20 protein-coding genes are annotated in these 21955 nt (G+C 68.3%); 2 read left to right on the top strand and 18 right to left on the bottom strand.

What is annotated here, in order from left to right:
* Positions 1-23: 23 nt before the first annotated feature.
* Positions 24-476 (bottom strand): NUDIX hydrolase, encoded by a 453-nt coding sequence (locus QZX62_RS09760; protein ID WP_294174049.1) that lies wholly within the window; start codon positions 474-476, stop codon positions 24-26.
* Positions 477-588: 112 nt separating this feature from the next.
* Between QZX62_RS09760 and QZX62_RS09755 the strand changes: the two genes are divergently transcribed.
* On the top strand, positions 589-2034 hold the full coding sequence (locus QZX62_RS09755) for a CHAD domain-containing protein (protein ID WP_294174048.1): 1446 nt from the start codon (positions 589-591) through the stop codon (positions 2032-2034).
* A gap of 11 nt (positions 2035-2045) precedes the next feature.
* On the opposite strand, the gene QZX62_RS09750 is transcribed toward QZX62_RS09755, so the two are convergent.
* From QZX62_RS09750 to QZX62_RS09675, 16 genes are all read right to left on the bottom strand, one after another.
* Positions 2046-2792: an A24 family peptidase gene (locus tag QZX62_RS09750; RefSeq protein ID WP_294174045.1), complete on the bottom strand. Its 747-nt coding sequence runs from the start codon at positions 2790-2792 to the stop codon at positions 2046-2048.
* Complete coding sequence (gene gspN, locus QZX62_RS09745) at positions 2789-3496, bottom strand: type II secretion system protein N (RefSeq protein WP_294174043.1); 708 nt, start codon at positions 3494-3496, stop codon at positions 2789-2791. The genes QZX62_RS09750 and gspN overlap by 4 nt, the downstream gene beginning before the upstream one ends.
* Positions 3493-3972 (bottom strand): type II secretion system protein GspM, encoded by a 480-nt coding sequence (gene gspM / locus QZX62_RS09740; protein ID WP_294174041.1) that lies wholly within the window; start codon positions 3970-3972, stop codon positions 3493-3495. Before gspM ends, gspN begins: the two co-directional genes overlap by 4 nt.
* Positions 3969-5111 (bottom strand): type II secretion system protein GspL, encoded by a 1143-nt coding sequence (gene gspL, locus QZX62_RS09735; protein WP_294174039.1) that lies wholly within the window; start codon positions 5109-5111, stop codon positions 3969-3971. The genes gspM and gspL overlap by 4 nt, the downstream gene beginning before the upstream one ends.
* A complete protein-coding gene (gene gspK / locus QZX62_RS09730; protein WP_294174037.1) occupies positions 5108-6085 on the bottom strand; it encodes a type II secretion system minor pseudopilin GspK in 978 nt (325 codons plus the stop codon). Before gspK ends, gspL begins: the two co-directional genes overlap by 4 nt.
* Positions 6082-6717 carry a type II secretion system minor pseudopilin GspJ gene (gspJ, locus tag QZX62_RS09725; protein WP_294174035.1) on the bottom strand — a complete coding sequence of 212 codons (636 nt, stop codon included), beginning with the start codon at positions 6715-6717 and terminating at the stop codon, positions 6082-6084. Before gspJ ends, gspK begins: the two co-directional genes overlap by 4 nt.
* Entirely contained in the window at positions 6717-7076 is a 360-nt protein-coding gene (gene gspI / locus QZX62_RS09720; protein WP_294174033.1) for a type II secretion system minor pseudopilin GspI, read from the bottom strand. Before gspI ends, gspJ begins: the two co-directional genes overlap by 1 nt.
* Positions 7073-7507, bottom strand: coding sequence for a GspH/FimT family pseudopilin (locus tag QZX62_RS09715; protein WP_294174031.1), 435 nt, complete (start codon positions 7505-7507; stop codon positions 7073-7075). The genes gspI and QZX62_RS09715 overlap by 4 nt, the downstream gene beginning before the upstream one ends.
* A gap of 15 nt (positions 7508-7522) precedes the next feature.
* Positions 7523-7996 carry a type II secretion system major pseudopilin GspG gene (gene gspG, locus QZX62_RS09710; protein ID WP_294174029.1) on the bottom strand — a complete coding sequence of 158 codons (474 nt, stop codon included), beginning with the start codon at positions 7994-7996 and terminating at the stop codon, positions 7523-7525.
* Positions 7997-7999: 3 nt separating this feature from the next.
* Positions 8000-9223 (bottom strand): type II secretion system inner membrane protein GspF, encoded by a 1224-nt coding sequence (gspF, locus tag QZX62_RS09705; RefSeq protein WP_294174027.1) that lies wholly within the window; start codon positions 9221-9223, stop codon positions 8000-8002.
* Positions 9216-10811, bottom strand: coding sequence for a type II secretion system ATPase GspE (gene gspE, locus QZX62_RS09700; RefSeq protein ID WP_294174026.1), 1596 nt, complete (start codon positions 10809-10811; stop codon positions 9216-9218). The genes gspF and gspE overlap by 8 nt, the downstream gene beginning before the upstream one ends.
* Before the next feature lies 1 nt (position 10812).
* Complete coding sequence (gene gspD, locus QZX62_RS09695) at positions 10813-12921, bottom strand: type II secretion system secretin GspD (protein WP_294174025.1); 2109 nt, start codon at positions 12919-12921, stop codon at positions 10813-10815.
* Positions 12918-13757: a type II secretion system protein N gene (locus QZX62_RS09690; protein WP_294174024.1), complete on the bottom strand. Its 840-nt coding sequence runs from the start codon at positions 13755-13757 to the stop codon at positions 12918-12920. Before QZX62_RS09690 ends, gspD begins: the two co-directional genes overlap by 4 nt.
* Positions 13758-13862: 105 nt before the next feature.
* Positions 13863-16586 carry a TonB-dependent receptor gene (locus QZX62_RS09685; RefSeq protein WP_294174023.1) on the bottom strand — a complete coding sequence of 908 codons (2724 nt, stop codon included), beginning with the start codon at positions 16584-16586 and terminating at the stop codon, positions 13863-13865.
* 116 nt (positions 16587-16702) lie between these two features.
* Positions 16703-18220 carry a hypothetical protein gene (locus tag QZX62_RS09680; protein ID WP_294174022.1) on the bottom strand — a complete coding sequence of 506 codons (1518 nt, stop codon included), beginning with the start codon at positions 18218-18220 and terminating at the stop codon, positions 16703-16705.
* Between the two features lie 157 nt (positions 18221-18377).
* On the bottom strand, positions 18378-19166 hold the full coding sequence (locus QZX62_RS09675) for a response regulator transcription factor (protein WP_294174021.1): 789 nt from the start codon (positions 19164-19166) through the stop codon (positions 18378-18380).
* A 413-nt stretch (positions 19167-19579) separates the two neighbouring features.
* Between QZX62_RS09675 and QZX62_RS09670 the strand changes: the two genes are divergently transcribed.
* Entirely contained in the window at positions 19580-20674 is a 1095-nt protein-coding gene (locus QZX62_RS09670) for a M23 family metallopeptidase (RefSeq protein ID WP_294174020.1), read from the top strand.
* On the opposite strand, the gene QZX62_RS09665 is transcribed toward QZX62_RS09670, so the two are convergent.
* On the bottom strand, positions 20671-21372 hold the full coding sequence (locus QZX62_RS09665) for a 2OG-Fe(II) oxygenase (RefSeq protein ID WP_294174018.1): 702 nt from the start codon (positions 21370-21372) through the stop codon (positions 20671-20673). The two genes, QZX62_RS09670 and QZX62_RS09665, sit on opposite strands and share 4 nt — an antisense overlap.
* Between the last annotated feature and the right edge of the window lie 583 nt (positions 21373-21955).

The following is a 21955-nucleotide window of genomic DNA, read 5'->3' as shown; positions in this document are numbered from 1 at the left end:
CGCCGTCAGGTCAGCTGCCGCGCTCAGCGCTGCCCTGACGACACGCGAGCTCCAAACTCGGTCATGAAACCGGCAAGCGCGACCGATTCGACCTTGGCCGCAGCCGCCTCCAAACTGAGCCATTGCCGATCGCGTTGGCCGATCTCCGGCCACACGGGCAGCTCCTGCTCCACCGCCAGGCCATGCACAAGAATACTGACCTCCATCGCGCCGAGGATTTCATGCTGCTTGCGATGGCGAAAGGAGCCAAGCGGCTGCGGATCGATCCTGCCCCGAACTCCGGCCTCCTCATACGCTTCCTGCGCCGCAGCTGCGGCAAGCGTCTTGCCCAGCATCGGCCAGCCCTTTGGGATCAGCCAGCGGCTCGATCTGCGGCTGGTCACGAGCAGCACCTCCAGACCCCTGCCGTCGCTCACCCGCCATGGAAGCGCCCCGGTCTGCAGTGGCAGGCCCGTGGCTCCGTCCCGAGTCCGCATGGCTAGACCTACTCGCCCCAGGATCGTCTTAAGCTGTATTGCAGGCATCGTCGGGGATAGTCTTAGCCCCTCGTGCGTCTACGTCCTAGCTGACGGTTCGAGGCGTTGGTGCATGAGCAAGGAAATCGAACTCAAATTGGATCTGGCCGGCGATCAGTCGGCGCTGATCCGCAGCGATCCGCTGTTGGCGACCGCCGAAGGCCGGGCGGCTCTCCAGACCAGCATATACTACGATACCCCCAAGAAGCTGCTCGCCAAGAACGGCTTCTCTCTTCGCGTTCGCAGCGACGGGAGCGGCTTCGTCCAGACGTTGAAGCGCACGGCCGCTAGCGACGGGCTGTTCACCCGGGACGAGTGGGAGTGGGATGTTCCAACCGACGAACTGCAGCCGGGCAAGCTCGCCGAGGTGCCGGTCGAGCTTCCGGTCGCGGCGGAGAAGCTCGGGCGCAAGCTCAGGCCCGTTCTGCGCTCGCAGGTTGAACGCACGACATGGCGGGTGCGACAGGGTTCAAGCGAGCTGCAGGTCGACTGGGATGTGGGCAGGCTGAGCGCCGACGAGCGCTCGCTCGATTTCTCGGAGATCGAGTTTGAGCTGCTGGGAGGGGAGACCGCCGATGTGGTCGCGGCGGCCCGCACCCTTGCCGAGCGGGTTCCCACCAGGTTAGGCGTCCTCAGCAAGGCCGAGCGCGGCGCGGCCCTAGCAGACGGCGCCCTCGACCGCGCCGCGAAGGCTGCCCCGGTCAGCATCATACCCGCGATGAGCATCGCCGAAGCCTTTGCGTCCGTCGCGCATGCCTGCCTGAAGCACTACCGGCTGAACGAGGAGCTGGTGGTTCGCAGCCGCGCGCCCGATGCGCTGCACCAGTCTCGGGTCGCGCTGCGGCGCCTTCGCGCCGCCTTCAGCTTCTTCCGCCCGGCGATCGCCGACGAGCAATACCCTCGGCTGCGAGAGGAACTGAGATGGTTCACCGCGCAACTGGGCGATGCGCGCAACTTAGACGTTTACCTCCAGCGCGAAATTGGAGACGAGGAGCGGCAAACAACCGCGCGCCGCAGGGAAGAGGCTTATGACCTGGTTGTCGGAGCGATGGAGCGTGCCAGGCTCCGCCTGCTCCTGATCGATCTCAGCGCCTGGACGGCCATTGGTCCGTGGCGCACCGGCGAAGCTGCAACGCGCCCGATCCGCGGCTTTGCGCGAAAGCGGCTCAACAAGCTCTGGGGCACGATCGCGCCGTTCCGCGGCATGCTGGCGCAGTTGGACGAAGAGTCCCGTCACCGCCTGCGGATCCAGGTCAAGAAGCTGCGCTATGCGACCGAGTTCTTCAACGACCTCTTCGAGCGCCCCAAGCGCAAGAAGCGATTCGTCGCGGCGGTTGAAGAGCTGCAGGAATCGCTGGGCAAGCTGAACGACCTGGCGACGGCGCGAATGCTGGCGCCGACCATATCCGCTGGCGAGATGCCCCAGGCCGGGGAGGAAGCGGAACATCTGGCCGCGTCCGAGACCTTCCTCGATCAGCTGTGCGAGGCGGGGCCGTTCTGGCAATCGGTCAAAGCCTGATCCGTTGCGGTTCAGGCGCCGCCGGTCGCGGTGCGTGCCTGCACTACCGCCACCGCAAACGCCGCGACGCCGAGCAGCGTACCGAATGGCAGGCGCTGATCCGGCCGGATGTGGTCCCTCGACAGCAGGGCCGCGGCAAGCCCAAGAGAAGAGGCGCCAAGCAGCAGTAGCGGCAGCATCTGCCAGCCGAGCCAAAGGCCAATCGCGCCGAACAGCTTGGGGTCGCCCGCGCCCAGCCCTTCGCGCCCGCGCAGGCGGCGATAGGCCCAGGCCAGGAGCCACAGCAGCCCGAAGCCGCCGAGGCCGCCGGCCAGGCGCTCCTCGAGCGAAACGCCGAGCAGGCCGCCGAGCGCCAGGCCTGCGGCCGCGAGCAGCAGCACCAGCCGGTCGGGCAACCAGAAGTGGCGCCAGTCGAGCAGCACCAGTGGCAGCAGCAGCCAGGCGAACAGGGCTGCGGCCGCGCCCGCCGGATCCGGAGCAACGAGCAGCGCGGCAGCTCCGATCCCGGCGGCCGCCAGCTCCGTGCGATGGTGGAAAGCCGCGATCGGCGCTCCACAGCTGGAGCAGCGCCCGCGGCTCCAGGCGGCGCTCAGCAGCGGGATCAGTTCGGCCGGGCGCAGGGTCCGGCCGCAGCTGTCGCACCGCGACCGGCCGCCGCTGGCGCTCTCTCCACCGGGCCAGCGAAGGCACAAGGTAGCCACGTAGCTTCCGACGATCGCGCCGGCGACCGCCCCGAGCAACGCTGGCAGGACCGTCACAGCGCGTTACTGACCGACAGGGTGAGCCCTTCCGCCGAGGGCCGGAAGCCGTAGATGGCGAGCGCTGCAGCGACCGGCGCGGGCGCGTCACGGACCGTCAGCCACCCGCGGTAGCGCCCGTTCTGGCCGATGTAGAACTCCACCAGTTCGCTGCCGCTCGGGCTGGCGAGACGGGCCCGCACCCGCTCGCCGTCGCAGGTTACTTTACCGACGAAACCGCGCGCCAGATCGAGCGGGCCGAGCCGTATCGCCAGGGTCGCGGTGAGCCGGCCGTCGGCGCGGACGCACCTGCCGCCCTGGAACAGGATCGTGGTGTCCTCGAAGCCGATGCTGTCCACCGGGACCGGCGCGAACAGGTTGCCGATGGCGAGGCGACCGGTCAGCTCCTCGACCCCGGCAGTGCCGCCCGTGTGCAACGCCCCGGTCAGCGGTCCTTGCAGGCTGTCGAGCCGGTCGAAGCGCAGCTTGGTCCGTCCAAGCAGCAGCGCGCCGGGGTCCAGCCACACGTCAAAGGTACCGAGCAGCTGCCGGCCGAGCGTCAGGTCGCCGATGCGCCCGTCCCAGATGGTCCCGGCGACCTGACGGGCGCTGAGGTTGAGCCGCTCGAGGTCCGCCGCGCCCAACGCCACTCGCAAGGGTACGGTCAGCACTAGCGCGAGCAGCCCCACGCCCAGCGTCCAGACCAGCCAACGTGGCGCGATCATCGGCCGCTCCGCGACAGCTGGGCGGAAACGACCACCGTGCCGCCCGGCTGCGGGGTAATGCTGAGCTCGCGCACTCGGATGCCTTGTCCTTCCAGCTGTTGCAGCCACGCCAGGGCTGCTGGCGCCGGCGCCGCGGCCACCGCCACGCTGGCGGCATCTGGTCCCTGGGCCGTGTTGCCGCTGAGCGCCAGCCCGGCGCGCACCGCGGACTCTCCGGCCACCAGCGTGACGTCGGCTCCAGAAGCGCCCTGCACAAGCTGAACGCCGTCGCGAAGCTGGGCGAGCTGACCGAGCAGCAGCGCGTGCCGCTGCACCGCGGCGACATGGCGCTGCTTGGCGGCTTCCAGGCCGTCGGCCAGGGGCCGGTAGACCAGCGCCCAGAGCAGCAGCGGCAGGGCGATGGCCAGCATCGCTGCGAGCAGCCAGCGTTCGCGGGGCGAGCGCTCGAGGTACCAGCTGCGGAGCGCCATGGTCATGGGCCGCTCCTAACCGTGACGTCCGCCACCGCCCGCCCGTCCGGCCCCTGGCGCGGCACGGCTGTCACCTTGTAGCCGGCGCCCTGCAAAGCGATCAGGATCCGGTTGAGATCCTCTGCCCGCGGCGCGGCGAGCGATGTCGCGAGGGTTCCGTCGGCCCGCCAGCTGAGCGTGCTGGCCGCCGCACCGGGGGTGAGTTGCAGCTGCTGGTAGAGCGCAGCCACTGGCGTGAAAGGCGACTCGGAGCCACTTCCCTGGGCGAGGCGGGCTTCGACCTCAGTCCCTGCCGTCTCGACCGTGACCGGCCGACCCAGCGCCCGGCTGGCGAGCGCGGCCGCCTCGCTCTCGAGGCGATCGCTGTCGGCGTTCAGCCGGATAATGGTGACGAGCACCACCAAAAGGCCGATCAGCGGAATAGCCGCGGCCAGGGCAGCCAGCTCGCGAACCCTCGCCCAATCCAGCAGGAACAGCCGCCGGCGTGCGAACAGGCCGGTGCGCAGGTTGAGGGGGGGCAGGTCGGCGAGCAGGGCAAGGCGGCGTTCGACCTCGATAGAGGTCAGCTCCTCAACCTCCTCGGCCCCCGCCAAGGCGGCGGTGAGCGCCGGCTCATGCGGGAATACGAGGTCGCCGCGCCCGGCGATGGCTTCGGCGCCGACCGTCGCCGCGGTCCACCGATCGCTGTGGGGCAGCAGCAAGCCCGCCGGGACGATCGCCTCCGGATCCGCGCCATGCCCCTTCAGCCACTCCAACCATTCCAGCATGGCGCTGTTGGCGACCACGGCCGTGACGGTGCGGCGCAGCTCGGGGTTCCGCCCTTCCCCGAGCAGTTTGACGACGGAAACCGCGTGCAGGGTCTCGGGAGCGGCGAGGCTGTCCTCTAGTGCCGCAGACCGGGCCACGGCCGCGACCTGACGCTCGGTGCTGCCCACGGGTTCGCCGAACACGAGCCTTGCGAGCGCCGCGGGGGCTAGCGCCACCAATGGCAGGCCGGCCGTGCCGTCCGCCGGAGCTGCGTGGCCAAGCCAACCTGTGTCCGCGCCGGCCTCCAGAACGGCGCCGTTGGCCACTCGCCACCAGTGGGCGTCGGCACGCCCGGGCTCCACAACCGCCGGCAGCGCTATCACGAGTCGCTCCGTCACCGAAGCTCCCCATAGGCTCGGCGGACGACCCTGGCGCGCTTCTCCCGGGCGTCAATCAGGGACGTCTGGCCCAGCTGGAGCCCCCTGCCCCCCACTTCCGCTTCTAGGAGAAACCAGGCGGAGCGAAGCTTGACTTGGCTCGCCGCCTCGGGGGGTACGGTCAGGTCCGCGAAAGCGCCCGACTTCCAGAAATCCACGGTGCTGGAAAAGCCCTCGACCGGGCGCCCGGCGAGCTGGGCCCGCGCCTGGGCCACGCCGATCTGCTGCGGCGCGAGCATGGCCAGCAGCAACGCCTGCTCCGGCAACAGTGTATTGACGTTGAGGCTGCTGGGTTCGTGCACCGGCAGTGCACAGATCCACGGCCGAAGCGCGACATAGGCTTCGTTCGTGACCCCCACGACCGCCCGTAGCTCGCTGACGTCGGCCATCGCCGCGTTCGCCGCCTGGCGGCCTCCGCCGGCGTAGGCGGAGTCCTCCGCCCCCTGAGGCTGGGGCATGAAGTCGCTGTCGATCCAGTCCGCGGCCGCCTGGGCGATCCCTGCCGCCCGGCCGCTGTCGATGCCGAGTTGCCCCATCAAGCCAGTGAACTGCGCGACCACGAGTTGGTTGGCGACCAGCGAGCCATCCTGCGCCCGGGTGACCAGTCCATTGAGGTTGAAGCAATTGCCGGCGTCGCGCACCCGCGCTCTGATCCTGCCGCCGTCCGGCAGGGCGATGGTGCGCGGCGTGCCGAGCCAGGATCCGGCGACCGTCTTGCCGCGGTCGGCTGCGAGCAGATCCTCCATCCGCGTGGCCGTAAGCTGCTCGGCCATTGCGAGCCATTGATGCCCCTGCGCGACGGTTGCGGCGTTGCCGGTGAGACGCGTCGCGATCGCGATGCGGTCGAGGGCTGTCGCGGCCACGGTGGCCATAACGGCGACCAGCAGCAACACGGTGAGCAGCGCCGCGCCGCGCTCCGAAGCCGGCACGATCATGCCGCGGATACCCCGAGCGGCGGCACGTCCGGAACAGAACCCTGCGGCATGGCAAGCACAAGCGTCACCGGTGCTTCGCCGCGGCGTTCCAGCGTCAGTTCCACCGCGGCGGGCAGCGCCGGCTCGCCCTGTGCAGGCTGCCATTCCGTGCGCCACTCACCACCGGGCCCGCGGTAGCGGAAGGCCGTGCGCACCAGGTCCCGGGCCAGCACTGCTGCCGGCCCGTCGCGCCCGCCATCGAGCGCGTCAAGCGCCGAGCGCCGAAGAATACCGCCGCCCGCGTCCCACCGCACCGCTTGCAGCTCGGGCCTGCCGGCGCCGGCGGGGTCGCTCCAGCCCGCACGGACCAGCCGCAGCTCCTCGGCGACGCCGACGAACCCCGGCCGCGTTCCGCCGCCCGCGTCACGCCCGGGCCGGTCAACCGCCTGCGCGAGATCGCTGGACAGCAGGGTTCGCAGCCTGGCGGCCGCCGCAAGGTCGCCGAGCCGGCGTTCGACCGCGCCCTGCGTGTCCACGCTCGCGCGCAGCAGGCCGACGCCCGCGGCGGCGAGCAGCGCGAAGATGAGCAGTGCGACAAGCATCTCCACCAGCGTGAAGCCCGCCTCACGTCCCTGGCTTAACCGCAGCCGCATCAACGCACCCGCTTGATCAGCGTCAGCAGCGCGCGTGCGCCCGACCCGCGATCGATCACCGCCAAGTCAACGCGGACCAGCCGCTGGTCCGCTGTCGGCGTCACCGCCTGCTGAATCACGAAGCTGCGGCCCCCGTTGCTGTGTTCCCGTGTGCTGGTGCCGAGGATTGCCGGGGCTGGGTCAGTAGCGATCAGCGCAGCCTCGTTCTCGGCGACCAGGGTGGCACCGGCACGAGCCGCGAGATCGGCGGTGGTGGCCACCGCGAAGCCGTCCAGCCGCAGCAGCGCGAGCGCGGCGATCGAGAACACCGCCAGCGCCACCAGCATTTCGATCAGAGTGAAGCCGTTCGCTCGCCTCATGGCAGGCGAACCTCGCCGTCGGCTTCGATGCGGACGGGTACGCGGTCACCTCCAGCGGTAACGGCAAGCTCGAGCGGAGCGTCCGGAAGCCCGACGCTGTCGAACCGCACCCGCCGGGCACCGCCGCCTGTGTCCGCCGACAGTCCACGGCCCCAATCCTGCTGGGTCAAAGGCCGTTCGGAGATGGGCTGCCATGAGCCGCCGCGTAGTCGCTCGAAGCCGTAGCCCGAGGCGGTCACCCAGAGCCCGAGCGGCTGCCCGGTGAGTACCGCCTCATCGCGCGCCGCTGCCGCCCGGCTGGCAAACCGCACCGCCGCCTCCCGCGCGCCGCCGCCCGCACCCGGCCACATCAGCACCGCGGCGGAGGCGAGCAGACCCATCGCCGCGATGACGACGAGCAGCTCGACCAGGGTGAAGCCGTTGGCGCGCACGGGACCTGGACCCGATCAGGCCTGGCCCGAATGGATGTCCGCGTTCTCGCCTTCGCCGCCTGGCGAGCCATCAGCGCCCAGCGAGTAGATGTCGAACGGTCCGCTGCGGCCGGGCACCGCGAGCTGGTAAGGACGGCCCCAAGGGTCCTTGGGCAGGCTCTTCACATAGCCGCCCGGGCGGGACCTCGCGCCCAGCGCGGCGGCCGGGGGCGACACCAGGGCCTGCAGCCCGTCCCCGCCCGCCGGGTAGCTGAAGTTGTCGAGCCGGTACATCTCCATCGCCTGCTCGAGCGTCGCGATGTCCGCTCGCGCCTTGGTCTGCATGGCCCGGTCCTGGCTCGGCATGACGTTGATGAGGACAATGGTGCCGAGCAGGCCGATGATCACGATGACGACCATCAGCTCGACCAGGGTGAAGCCCTGCTCCGTGCGCTTACGGCGCGGCGGGCGGGACATGTCGGTAAACAGGGCAAGGAGGATGCGCAGCATGGCTCAGGCTCCGACGAGTGACTGGAGTTGCAGGATAGGAAGGAGGATCGCGAGCACGATCAGCGCGACGATAGCGCCCATGACCACGATGATGGCGGGCTCGAGCAGTGCCAGCACGGTCGCGGTGAAGCTGTCGAACTCGCGCTCGAGATAGTCGGCGGCGCGGGCCAGCATGACCTCCAGGCGGCCGGCGCTCTCCCCGCTGGCGGCGAGATAGACCAGCAGGGGCGGGAAGACCCCCGCGCGGCCGAGCGCACCCGACAGGCTGCCGCCGCCGCGGATCGCCTCGACGAGACCAGCCGTCGCCTGGCGGAGCGCGCGGTTGTGGATGGTGCCCGCGGTCAGCCGCAGTCCCTCGATCAAGGGTAGTCGACTTTCGATCATGGTCGCTAGCGTTCGCGCCATGCGCGCGGCATGAAGGTCGCGCAGCAGCCGGCCGACAAAGGGGAGCCGCAGCAAGGAGCGATCGAAGGCCAGCCGCGGTCCCGGCCGCCGCAGCAGGGCCACTCCCCCGACAGCCAGCAAGCCGAGCAGCAGCAGCAAGACCCACGAATAGGCCGCAAGAAAGCTGCTCAGCGCAATCACCACCCGGGTGAGTAGCGGCAGTTGCTGCCCGACATTGTCGAACTGCTCGACCACACGCGGCACCACTGCGATCATCAGCGCCGCGACGACCGCCAGCGCAACCAGCGCCAGCACCGTCGGGTAGGCAAGCGCGGACACCAGCTTGGAGCGCATCGCCGCCTGCCGTTCGAGCAACGCCGACTGCCGATCCAATATCTCGGGCAAGGTGCCGGAGCTCTCGCCGGCGGCAACCATTGCCCGATAGAGCGGCGGGAAGCTCTTGGGCTCGCGCGCCATCGCGTCGGCGAGGCGGCGTCCTTCGACCACGCCGTCGGCAACGCTCGCCACCACGGAGCGAACCTGCTCAGCCTCGCTTTGCCGGGCGATGGTGCGCAGTGCTTCTTCGAGCGGGCTTACCTGGCTGATCGTCGCCAGCTGCCGGGTGAACAGCGTCAGTTCCTTGAAGCGCAGCCGCCGCGGCCTGGCGAACAGGATCCCGCCACGGCGCGGCGGCGCGGGAGCGACCTCGCTGGGAGCGATGCGGACCACATGCAGCTTGCGGGTTTCCAGCTGCGAGCGCGCGAGTTCGCGGCTGGGCGCGGTCAATGTTCCACGGCGTTCGCGGCCGCGCAGGTCGATGCCAACAAAGGCGAAACTAGGCACTCGCCGGCTCCGCGTCGCGGCGGGACACGCGGATCGCCTCCTCCGGCGTGGTCACCCCGGCCTCGACCAGCGCCCGCGCTGCGCCCGCCAGGCTGGTGCCGTGCGCAAAGGCGTGCGCGGCGATCGCCCCTTCGTCCGCGCCTTCGTTGATCAAGCGGCGGATGGTCGCATCGACGCGGACGGCCTCAAACAGGCCGATCCGCCCCTTGAACCCGCTCGGGCCGCAGCGGTCGCAGCCCACCGGCCGGTAGACGGTCGTGTCGGCCGCGAAGCCGAGCAACGCCGCCGAGCCGCTGGCCGGGTCGGCCGGCGCCCGGCAATGGTCGCACAACCGCCTGACCAGCCGCTGCGCCAGCACCGCGCGCAGGGTCGAGGCAAGCAGGAAGGGCTCCACTTTCATGTCGCGCAGGCGAGTGATCGCGCCGACCGCGTCGTTGGTGTGGACGGTGGACAGCACCAGATGGCCTGTGAGCGACGCCTGCACTGCGATCTCGGCGGTTTCGCGGTCGCGGATCTCGCCGACCATCACCACGTCCGGGTCCTGGCGGAGAATGGCGCGGAGGCCGGTGGCGAAACTCATCCCGACCTTGCTGTTGACCTGGGTCTGGCCGACTCCGTCGATCGCATATTCGACCGGGTCCTCGACCGTCAGGATGTTACGGCTGCCGTCGTTTAGGTGGGCCAGGCCGGCATACAGAGTGGTGGTCTTGCCCGAGCCGGTCGGTCCCGTGACCAGGATGATGCCGTTCGGCTCGGCCAGCGCTTCGCGCAGCACCGTCGCGGCGGTCTCAGCGATGCCGAGCTGCGCGAGCGACAGGCCGGCCTGGTCCTTGTCGAGGATGCGCAGCACGACCCGCTCGCCCGCGCGGCTCGGCAACGTGGAGACGCGCACGTCGAGCTGCTTGCCGCCCAGGCTGATGCCGATGCGGCCGTCCTGGGGCACCCGCCGCTCGGCGATGTCGAGCCGGGCCATGACCTTGATTCGGCTGACCACCACCGGCGCGACATGGGCCGGCATGCGCAGCGATTCCTTGAGCATGCCATCGACCCGCATGCGGACGATCAGCCCGGTTTCGTACGGCTCCACATGGACGTCGCTGACGCCGAGCCGGACCGCCTCCGCAAGGATGCCATTGATGAGCCGGATGGCGGGCGCGTCGTCGGCGCTGTCGAGCAGGTCCTCCGCGGTCGGCAGGCCGGTCGCAAGGGCGTTGAGCTCGTCCCCGCTGTCGATCGCGCCGGCAAGCCCGACCGCGCTCTCGTCGATGGCATAACGGTCGTGCAGGTGGCGGTCGAACTCGGCCGCGGTAACAATGCGGAGCGCAAAGGGCTGGGCAAGGTGGCGCCGGACCTCGATCAGCGTGCCCGGGTCGGCGCCCTCCCGCAGCGCGACCACCAGCCCGCCGTCCTCCCGTGGCAGCGCAACCACGCCGTGGCTGCGCGCGTAGGCGTAGGGGATGTCGAGGATCGCGGTCACCGGGACCGCCTGCTCAGCAGCGGCCGCGACGTCCGTCAGCAGCGGGTCGTCGACGCTCGGTGGCGGAGCGCTCGTCTCGACCAGAGTCAGGGCGGGCTCGTCCGCGCTCATGTCAGCGCCTTGGCTGCACCGGCGCCGGGCCGGCCGGCTGCGACGGGTAGGCGACGTCGCCCGGCTGCGGCGCCGCAGCGGGCGGAACCGTGCCGAGATAGTCGCGGACCAGCGCGTCCAGGGACGGCTCTTCGGTCGGTCGCGACCGCAATTGCTCGTTGCGGATGTAGCCGTAACGCTGGGCCGTTACTTCCCGGGCTTCGGCGGCGGTGCGAACAATGGTCGGGCGGATGAAGACCATGAGGTTGGTCTTGGCTCGCGCCCGGCTGCGCGACTTGAACAGCTCGCCCAGCACTGGGATGTCGCCGAGCAGCGGGATTTTCTCCAGCGTGCGCCGCTCGTTCTCGTCTAGCAGCCCGCCGATGGCCAGGATCTCGCCGTCATCCACGGTCAGCACCGTCTTGAACTCGCGCTTGTTGATGATCAGGTCGGTCGAACGCGGCGCTACCGGCCCAGCGACGCTCGACACCTCCTGGCGGATGAACAGCTTGATGGAGCCGGAGCTGTTGACCTGCGGCTTGACGTCGAGCTGGATGCCGACGTTCTGGCGCTGCACGGTGCGGAAGGCGTTGTCGAAGTTGCTCGACAGTTGCTCCCCCGTGGTCACCGGCACCTCCTGCCCGACCAGCAGCTTGGCCTCCTGATTGTCGAGGGTCATGATCGACGGTGTCGACAGGACGTTGCTTTCAGTATCCGACTTCACCGCGTTGAGAATGGCGCCAAACACGGCATTCTTGCCGATGTCGACGATGCCGCCCGCAAAGCCGCCGGTTGCCGCGAGCACCGATTGCACGGCCGCATCGGTGATCCCCTGGCCGAGCGGACTGTCGGTGCTGGTGACGATGGTTCCATCGTCGGTGGTCGTGGTGGTCCGCCCGAGCCGGTAGTTGGCGATCGCGCCTCCCACCGTCAGGATGTTCGGCACGGCGTTCGAGTAGCTGGAAGCCAGGAATGGCGCGTTCTTGCCCCCGAGCAGGAACTGCACACCCAGCCGCTTGGCGGCGTTGTCGCCAATCTCCACGATGATCGCTTCGACCAGCACCTGCTCGCGGCGGGTATCCAGCTGGCGGATGACCTCGCCAAGCTGGCGCTGCACGTCGGCGTTGGCGGCGACCACAATCGCGTTGGTCCCGGGGTAGCGGGCGACTACCGCGGGACCGCGGCGGGCGATGCCGTTGTTCTCGCCTCCGGACGAATTGACGACCGCCGGAGCGGGCTGCTCGGTCGGGCCCGCCCCGGTGCCCTCGCCCTGCTGCGAGCGAATAAAGGACGGTGCAGCGCTGCCCTGCGTCACCGGCTGGCCGAGCAATTGCTGCAGCACGGGCAGGAGCTGCTCGGCGTCGGCATGCTCCAGCCAGTAGACGCGGATCTCGGCCGAGCCGGCGGAGCGCGCATCAAGGTCGCGGGCGATCGCCGCCAGCCGGGCGACGGCGGTGGCGTCGCCGCTGAACGCCAGGGCATTGGAGCTGTCGATCGCGGATACGCTGACGCCGCTGTTCTGCCCGGCAAGCGAGCTCAGGGACGTCGCGATCTCCCGCGCGCCAGCGTTGCGCAGGTAGACCAGCTGGTTGGCCGTGCTCTGCCGGTCGATGGTCCCGATGATCTGCCGGATCCGCGCGATGTTGTCGGCGAAATCGACCACGATCAGGCTGTTGGCGTTCTTGTTGGCTGTGACGGAACCTTGCGGGCTGACCAGCGGGCGCAGGGTTTCCACCGCACCTGCCGCGTCGGCGTTGCGGAGGCGGAAGATCTCGGTCACGACCTGGTTGCGCGACGCGCGCCGGCTACCGATGCGGGTTGGTTGAGTGGCGGCGCCCTCGACCGGCTGGATGCGGTAGCCGCCGCGGATCGGGATGGCGACCAGCCCATTGGCTCGCAGGGTCGACAGGAACACCTCGAAATACTCGCTCCGGTTGAGCGAGCGGCGCGTCACCACCGACAGCTTCTGGTTGACGCGGCCGTCGACGACCAGCGTCAGGCCGGTCACCCGGGCGACGTCCGAGGCGAGCGCGCGCACGTCCACGTCGCGCATGTTCATGCTGTACTGGGCGAGCAGCGGCGTTGAGACCGCCAGCGAGGCGGCCGCGGCGATCAGGAAGAAGCGCTTCATTGAGGACCTGCAAGCAGAAGGGCGACCGGAACGACGGCGGCGCCGCGCTCGACCTGGAGCGACAGCCGGGCGCCCGGCACGAGCTGGGACTGGAGGGCCGCGGCATCCCCGGCAGAACCAATCCGGCGTCCATTCACCGCAACGATCACGTCGCCGTTCTGCAGCCCGGCCGCCCGCAGTGAGGCGTCGTTGCCGATGGGACTGACCAGCAGGCCGGTGATCCGGCCCCCTGCGTTGCGCGGCGCAAACGCAATGTTCTGTCGGATGGCGTCAGGCGTTACGGAGCCGGCCGGTGCGCTGGGGCCGGCGGCTAGCGCGGACGCGGGCGATGCTCCTCCGGGCGCGCCCGGAGGGACTGCTTCCTCCTCGGCTCCGGGCATGGCGAGCCGCTGCTGCTGCCCGCCGCTGTCCAGCATGACGAAGTCGAAGCCGACCGCGGCCAGCCGGACGCCCGGCGCGATCTCCTCGCCAATGGCGTAGCTGTTCTGCACTCCATCGGCTCCCGCGATCACGGCCGAGCCGCTGGCGCCAAGGCGCGTCCCGAACAGGGTGAAGCCAGTGACCGGCGCCGAGGCGGGCTGCGCCGGTGCTGGAACCGCTCCGGCGAAGGGGTCGAAGCTGGTCAGCAGAGCGGTTCGGGCGGCGATGGGCAGGGCTGCCGGAACGGGTGGAAGCCACTGGCCGAGCGGTCCGAGCGGCGTCAGCAACGCCCACAATAGCCGCGCCAACTGTACCGCGACCAACGCCAATAGCAGGGCCTTGAGCCAGAAGTAGACGTCGCGCGGCAGCAGCTGCCGAGCGGCCGTCGATCGCCCAACCAGCACCGTTCGCTTCACGTCCGAATCCCCGCCCTCATCGTGCCGACTTCGACGACAGCGGTGACGATTGAGGTACCGGAAAATGACAGTGTGGTGTCAGCCCGGTGTGGGGTTCGCGAAGCTCTAGAGTCTTACGGACGCGCCGAGCGAAAAGGAACGGCCAAGGTCGTAGCGGTTGATGAACAGCCGGGTGTCCCCGACATCCTGATACTCGCGATAGTCGGTGCCGGTGAGGTTGCGCGCCTCGAACTTCACCTCGCCTTCCTGTCCGAACAGGGCGAAGCCATGGCGAGCGACGAAATCCAGGCTGAAGCCGGGACGTTCGAAGAAGTCGTTCTGCCGCGTTTCGCCAAGGATCGGGCCGCGGCTCGTCACGCGCTTGCTGGCGTAGTTGAGGAGGACCGTGGCCTGCTGCAGCCGTTCGCTGTTCTCGACTCCGATCTGCAGATTGGCGAGGTGCTTGGACTGGCCGGTTAGCGGATCGCCGTTTCCGAACACCTCGGTCGCGGGCCGGTCGCCCCGGGTATCGTTGAGGATGGTGGTGTCGCCCTCGCCCACCTGCAGCCGTGACTCGGCGAAAGTGTAGTTGCCAATCGTCACGAGCCGGTAGGGTCCGGACAGCGGCCAGTATTTCTGCGCCTCGAGCTCCAGGCCGTAAAGCCGCGCTTGGGGCGCATTGGCAAAGGTGGTCAGGACGGCGCCGCCGCCGGCAACGGACGCCACCGCCTCGATGGGATCGTTGAGGCGCTTGAAGAACACCGCGGCGCTCAGCCGCTGTTGCGGCGCGAAATACCATTCGAAACGCGCTTCGGCGTTGAGCAGCGTGCTGTCCGTCAGGAACGGATTGCCGAAGAACTGCCGATCGCTTTCCGTGTCAAAATAGGCTTGCGGCGCAAGCTCACGGAACTGCGGACGGGCCAGCGTCTTGGAGCCATGCAGGCGAAGCTGCATGTTCTCGACAAGGTTCCAGGTCAGCGTAGCCGCCGGCAACCAGTAGCGTTCTTCGATGGCCGGCACCTGCGCGAGGCCACCTTGGTCGAACAGGTCGACCAGGGTCACCGACTGCTCGCCGTCCTCCAGGCGTACGCCGCCCTGGAACCGCAGCTGGGGGGTGATCTCGGCGTTGACCTGCCCGTAGGCGCCAAGCACCCGGAGGTCGCCCTCGTACCGTGCGATCCCCGCAAGCGCCGAGGATTCCACCAGGAGGATATCGTACTGATAGACGTTGAAATCCGAGAGCAGGAAGTCTGGCCGCTGCTGCGTCACTCCGAGCGGAAGGGCGTTCGCGGGCCGAAAGTTGAAGTCCCGCCGCGTCGAGCCGCGATGGGTGTCGAGCCAGGCGGCACCCGCCGATAGGGTAATCGGGAAGTTGGGCAACCTGTAGCTGAGGTCGCCGGCCAGATTCCACACATCCTCGTCCAGTTCGCTGAACGAAACGGTCGCGCTCTGCGCATTGGTGGTGAGATTGTTGACGTAGTCGCCAACCTGCGAGCTGTAGAAGTAGCTGAAGGCACGTTCATAGGGCGCGTTCCGCTGCGAGTTGGCGTAGCCGCCGCGCAGGTCGACATCGAAGTCGCCGAAGTCGAACTCGCCCACTAGCTGCGTGTTGATGAGCTGCCGCTCGAACCAGGCGGTGCGCTGGTTAACCTGCTGGGCCGGCTCCCCTTCCACCGGCTCGGCCAGCTGGATGTCGAAGCCTTCACCTAAACGTCCGATCTTGAGCGTGTCGCGGATGATGAGGTTGGTCCATCGCACATCGTGCTCGCCGAGCCGCGCCGACAAGCCGAGCAGGCCGTTGACGACAACCCGGTTGTCCGTGCGCACCACCCGAAAGTCGGTGCCGATGGCGTCGCCGCCGGGCGTCTGCTGCCGCGCTTCACGGGTGCGCCAGCTATTGCTGTACCCGGCGCTGGCGATCACGCCGACCTCTGCGCCGGCGAAGTTAAACGAGGTTCCGCCGCTCAGGTCGACCCCGTAGTTGGCGGGAATGTCGGTGTTGCGCTGGAGAAGGTTGGTGCGCGCGTTGGACAGGTCGGCGGTGGCCGCCTTGACCTCATCGCGGCTGAAGAAACCGCCCTCGCTGATGGGCGCACCGGCGCGGAACGCCGCCCCGAACACGCCGTCGATGTCCCGCTCGCCATTGTCAAAGCCGAGCGGGTCGGTGCGGCTGCCATAGTAGGTGTAGCCGAGTTCGCCCGTCGTCTCGGTGTTGCCGCCGATGCTACCACCAACCGTGAGAAAAGTATCGGTGGGGATGGCGGAGGTCGTGAGGTTGATGACGCCACCGCCGAACTCCCCAGGGTAGTTGACCGAATAGCTCTTCTGGACCAACGCGCTGCCGAGCACGCTGGTCGGGAAGATGTCGAGCGGGACCACGCGCCGCAGCGGCTCGGGGCTGGGCAAGGCCAGACCGTTCAGCAGTGCCAGTGAATAGCGGTCGCCGAGCCCGCGCACGTACACGAAGCCGTTCCCGGCCACGCTGAGCCCGGTGACACGCTGCAGAGCGCCGGCGATGTCGCCTTCGCCGGTGCGGGCGATGTCCTCGGCCGACAGGATGGAGATGACTTCGGGAGTCGAACGGACGACATTGCGGCGGCCCCGAACCACGATCTCGCCGCCCGGGTCCACGCCCGGAGCGGAAACCTCGACAGGCTGCTCGTCGGCTGCAGCTTCGCCCGTCTGCGCTTCGGTGCCCGGAGCGCTCACCTCGGTCCCTTCGCCACTCGCCGGACCGGTGGGCGGGGTCTGGGTTGGCGGCACCGCGCCCGATGCCTGCGCCAAGGCTGCCGCAGGGCACATGATCGTGGTGAGCAGCAGGAGCGAAGCCAGGCGGCCAGCGTGGTACATGGTATCCCCCGAGGATGGGCGTTGCATCGTTCAAAAGGGGAGAACCGGCTCGCGGTCCTCCCCCGCACTTACTGGCGAGCGGCCCCGATCACCGGCGCCGCTCGCATAGCGCCTAATCAGGCTGGCACGGTGTTGCAGTTCTGGTTGCTGCCAAAGGTCGCGTAACTGCTGTCGCAGGTCCAACCGCGGTACCAGATGTCGTTTGCGTCGCGGACGGCGCCGACATAGCTGGTGCCGATGAAGAAGGCGTTCAGCGTGCTGGCATTGAATGGCGTCGCCGCCGTTTCGTTGGCGCCGTTCACGAACACGTTGCTGAGCGAGGCCGTGAACGCCAGGTTGTTGTTCGCGTTTCCGGAAGCATTGACCGCCTGGGTCTCGAAGTCATCGGCATCCGGATCGGCAAAGGTCGGGCAGGCGAACAGCACCGAGTTGATGACCGGCGGACCGGCCTCGTCCTTGGCCGGATCGGCCGGCTGGACCGTCTCCGCCTGATCGACATCGAGGCAGGCGGTCGGGCCGACGACCACGCCGTTGAGCAGCGTGAAATCGGTGCCGCCGCGGAGGTGGATCGCCGAGCGGCCCTCGCGGGTCTGGATAAAGGTGAAATTGGACAGCCGGGTGTTCTGGCGCGGCGTGAAGTCGAAATCGCCGCCCGGCGAGCTGCTGTCGGCTTCGATCATGGCATCGCCGCCTCCGGCCTTGACCGACTGCGGCCGCTGAATGCCGATCAAGAACTGGATGAAGCCCTTGTAGCCGAAGTCGGTATCGAGGCTGTCGTCGTCCGCGCCCGTGATCACGACATTGCGCATGTTCTGGCGGCCGCCGAAAACCTCGATGCCATCGTCGCCGCTGTTGTGCACCTGCAGGTTCTCAATCACCGTGCCGGAGCCGACGCCGCCGGTGGTCAGGCCTTGCAGCTCCGAGTTGGGAGCAAGGCTGAAGCCGGTGAAGCGGATCTGCACAAAGCGCAGCTGACCGCTGTTGTCGTTCGCGTTTGCGCCGCCGTAGAGTGCCGGCGCGTTGGTACCCTCGACCTGCTGCTGGCAGTCGGCGCTGCCGCCCGGGACGTTGGATGCGCAATTGCTGATCGGCGCCCGGCCGAGCAGGATCACGCCGCCCCACTGGCTGTCGCTGGCGTCCGTCGAACTGCCTTCAAGGTTCGCCAGTGAAGTGAAGATGATCGGCTGGGTCGCGGTGCCAACGGCGTTGAGCTGCGAGCCCCGATTGACGACCAGGAAGCTCGCCTGGCTCTGGCCGACAACCGCTACGCCCGGATCGATCGAAAGGATTGCCGACTGGCCGCCCGCCGCCGAGCCGTTGCCGCCGACATCGACGCCGACGTCGACCCGCCCATCGATCGAATAGAACAGGCCGGCGACCTTTGGCAGGTTCAGCGTGCCCGTGATCTGAGCCGGCAGGCGGCAGTTGCGACGGTCGGCCACGACCCCGGCGTTGGAGGTGCCGGTCGGGCAGTTGGCCGCGGGGCCGGTCGGCGTTGGGGTCGGTGTCGGTGTCGGTGTCGGTGTCGGGGTCGGCCCCGGGACGACAATGACCCCTTCGCCCGGAGAGCCCACGTCATCGGCGCCGCCGCCGCAAGCGCCGAGCACCGATGCCGCAGCGCTCAGAAGCAGCATACGACACGCCAACCTGTTGCTAAACATTGCCTCTCACTCCCGCCTGTTCGCGTTCTTCAAGAACGAGTGGGGCTCAACCGTCGTACAGAGCGGCCGTTGAACCTCTGCTCCCATGCGGGAGCTAGGCATTCGGAAAGACTCTCTCGTGTACCGATTGTTACAGTTCCGCGGCGAGCGGCGGACCGGTCCTGCCGTTCTCCAAGTCCAGCATATAGCCTTCCCCTTTGACGTTGCGGATGGGGCTCCCTCCCCCCGCCTTGAGCAAAGCCTGCCGCAGCCGCACTACCGCGGTCTTCACCGCCTCCACATCCACGATCTTATCGGGCCACAGTGCCGCAGCGAGGGCCGATCGCGAGAACACCTGTCCCGGATGCTCGATGAAGAACCTGAGCAGCCGAGTCTGCCCGGTCGACAAATGGACCACCCGGCCGTGCAGCCAGGCGCGGTACCCGGCGGGATCGAGCTCCAGATCCGCGTAGCGCAAGGTGGCGGACGGAGCGTCGGGAGCCGAACGGCGGCGAACGGCGGCGCGAATCCTGAACATGGCTTCTTCAGTGAAGTTAGCGTCCCCATGCACGTCGTCGCATCCGGCCTGGTAGAAGGCCAAGCGCTGCTCATCGTCGATCCCGTCCGCCCAGATGACGATCATTGTGTTAGGACTAAGCTCCGGCATCTCCCTGAAGCTGCGGCACAGCTGAAGGCCAAGCATGACCTTGCCGGTGCACTCAACGAGGATGACGCAGGGGGGCTCGAGCCGCGCTTTCGACATACCATCGGCAACCGACCGGCAGCGCCGAAGCTGGGCGTCGAGCCCGTTCCATCTGCGTTTGAGACTGCGATAGCGGCTGTCTACGTCGGTGATCACGAGGACGCTGGTGGCGCGATGCGGGGCGGGGTGATCGAGTCGAGTTGCCGCCGAGCCGTACTGCACGAATGCTTCATCCATTCCGCCTTGTTCAGGCAGGAATCTCTCGCATTCGCGACGGCTGTGTTGCTGGACCGTGACGCCGGGCGAGGCCACCCGAGTCATCGAACGGCAATAGTGAAGCACTAGCGGCGGCTCCGATCCGGTCGTGTGCCCGAAGCGGGGAATAGAAGCTGTATCTCGACGCCGACATGATGGCTTGCGGTCCGAGCACGCCGCCCCGCGGTCGCACACGGCCGGGCCTGCGACCGTCGCGGCACGACGTTCCTCGCTCCCCGCGCCGCATATCCCTAACTTTGCTGATCGGCGGGTCGGCTGCTGCGCTGCTCGCGGCCGTTCTTCCCACAGGATCGCGGGCGCAGCGGCCGGCTTTGGCACCGGCCGCCGAGCTTCCCGTGGTGACGCCGTCTGACGCCAAACCCTTTGCTCGCGCCATGCCGACAAGTGGCGGCAAGCGCTTGGTGCTGCGCGGCGGAGAGTCGCTGACTGCCTTGCTGCTTCGGGCTGGAGCTGGGGGTCTCGACGCGGCTCAAGCCGAGCGGTTGGTCAGCAAGCAAGTCGAGGGTCCCGCCGCGGGTACCGAGGTTACCGTTCTGCTCGGTTCGCCCCTGCCCGGCGGAGCCCGGCGCATCGAGCTCGCGGAACTCCGCCCTCACCTCGGACTGACCTTGCGCCTCCAGAGCAGCGGCGACGATATCGAACTTCAGCGGATCGAAGTTCCAGTGGACTCGACCCCGCTCCGGCTACGGGGCGACGTCGGATTGGACCTTGCGAGTGCGCTTGGAAGAGCAGACTTGCCCGCGCCATTGGCCAATTCCGCGCGGGCGGTCCTGGCGCGCGCTGCGGGCGGATTGCGGCCAAACGATCGGTTCGACCTGATCGTCGCCGCTCGCCACGCCGGGAGCGGCGAGCGGGAGCTTGGCCCGCTGCTCTACGCCGGCCTGGACCGGGCTGGCGGGCCGGACTTGCAGCTGGTGCGCTCGCGGGCCGAGGCTGGGCGGTTCCGCTTCGTCGACGTGCTGGGTCCGGCTTCAGGCTCGTCGCCCAATCCCGGCGGATTGCTCCGCCCGGTCGCAGGTGCGGTCACCTCAGGTTTCGGCTGGCGCTTCCATCCCCTGCTGCGTTTCCCCCGCTACCATCGTGGGATCGATATCGCCGCCCCCCGGGGCACGCCGGTTCGCGCCGCGATGGCCGGCCATGTGGTCGGCGCAGGTTGGGCAGGCGGCCACGGCTACCGGGTCCGACTGGCGCATTCGGGGGCCGCGATCACCAGCTACTCGCATCTGTCGCGGGTCGCGGTGTCTCCCGGGGACATTGTCGCTGCCGGAGCCACCATCGGGTTCGTCGGCTCGACCGGTCTTTCAACAGGACCTCACCTTCATTTCGAGGTCCGCCGCGACGGGATCGCGGTTCCACCCGTGCTCGGCAGCCATGCCGCACCGGCCGCAGTCAGCCCTGCCGAGGTCGCCCGGGCGCGCGATCAGCTCCGCGCCCTGCTTTCTCGCGAGTTTCGGGAGCTGGCGGGCTAGCCTGCGGACTGAGCTTGGTAGCTGGCATCGGCGGCGCTGCCGCTGGTGACTGGGCGCTCCCTGTACCACTTCGTGAGTATATATTTAGCGCCGGCTCGCACCTTCATGCCCTGGTGCAGGCTGGCGTCGTTCGGGCGTCCGTCGGGCAGAAGATTATGCCAGGCAAGCAGCGTTCCGCGTACCGGTTGGATGGTCTTGCCGATCAGCTTGAAGCGGGTGGCGCCGCCTGCGGGAACATCGTTCAGATACACCATCGCGGTCCACGTCCGCTGCCCCCAATCGGCGCAATGCAGGTAATAGTCTGCCTGGCCCGGGTTGAAGGTATCGGTGTGAGGACGGAACTCCTGCCCCACGTCATAGCGCTGGCCCTGGATCGGCTCGCCGAACGCGCCATTGAGGCCCAGCAGCGAGCAGATGGCCCGGTCGACCGAGCGGACCTCCGGATCAGCAGAATCGAGATCGCAGGTCTCGCTTGTGCGGAAATTGGCAATGCCGACATCGTCGGCGATGGTCGAGGGCCGACGCTCCCGTTCGATGCGGGCAATCATCTCGTTGCACGAATGCTCGTTAAGGAACCCAGGGACGATAAATAGCTCAAAAGCCCGGGCGGGCACTTTGCGGACGCCGGCCTTGGCCTTCAGTGTCTCCGCAACCTGTCGTGCGGCGGCTCGGCCATCGGTCTGATCGGGGTGCGTCATGGCTCTGTCCCTCAGCATCGTCCCGACTTCTCGACATCGTTCATGACAACCGGATGACTCGAACGTTGAGCCAACATGCGCTAATTTGGAACCATGCACCGCGAGTCGAAACTGCGTGAGGCCTCAGAGCATTGTCGCCGGATGGCAGAGGAGTATAAGTCTGCTCCCGTCAAAGCGGCTCTATTCGAATTGTCCAGAAGTTACGAAGCAAGAGCCGACCGGCTCAGAGTAGCGGTTGAGCCTTAGCGCTTGCTGCGTTCCTTGGAGCCAAGTCCCCAAGGCACATTCGGGATGTGAGTGGAAGAGCTGCTCTCGTCCGGCAGTTACCAACTTTGCGAGGACATTGGTTCGCAGCCAGCCTTCCCATGCGGGTCATCGTATCGGCTAGCACTGCTCTTCGCGCTGGATCGTACCCGAGGCATCGATTTCGAGTACCGGGAGCAGGTCTAGCAATCTGTTTTCGCGGATCGAACTCGCGCTCCTAAGCCCCGTCTTAGCTAACGGCTGCTCAACCGTACCGGACGCAGTTCGCGAAGCGCTTGCAGCGCCGCCTCACGCGAGCTGACGACCGAGCCGTCCGCGA

Origin of the sequence: uncultured Sphingomonas sp. (assembly GCF_902806265.1) — a bacterium.
Lineage (GTDB): Bacteria > Pseudomonadota > Alphaproteobacteria > Sphingomonadales > Sphingomonadaceae > Sphingomicrobium.
Note: the sequence above shows the minus strand (reverse complement) of the source record. Positions and strands in the feature narration are given on the sequence as shown.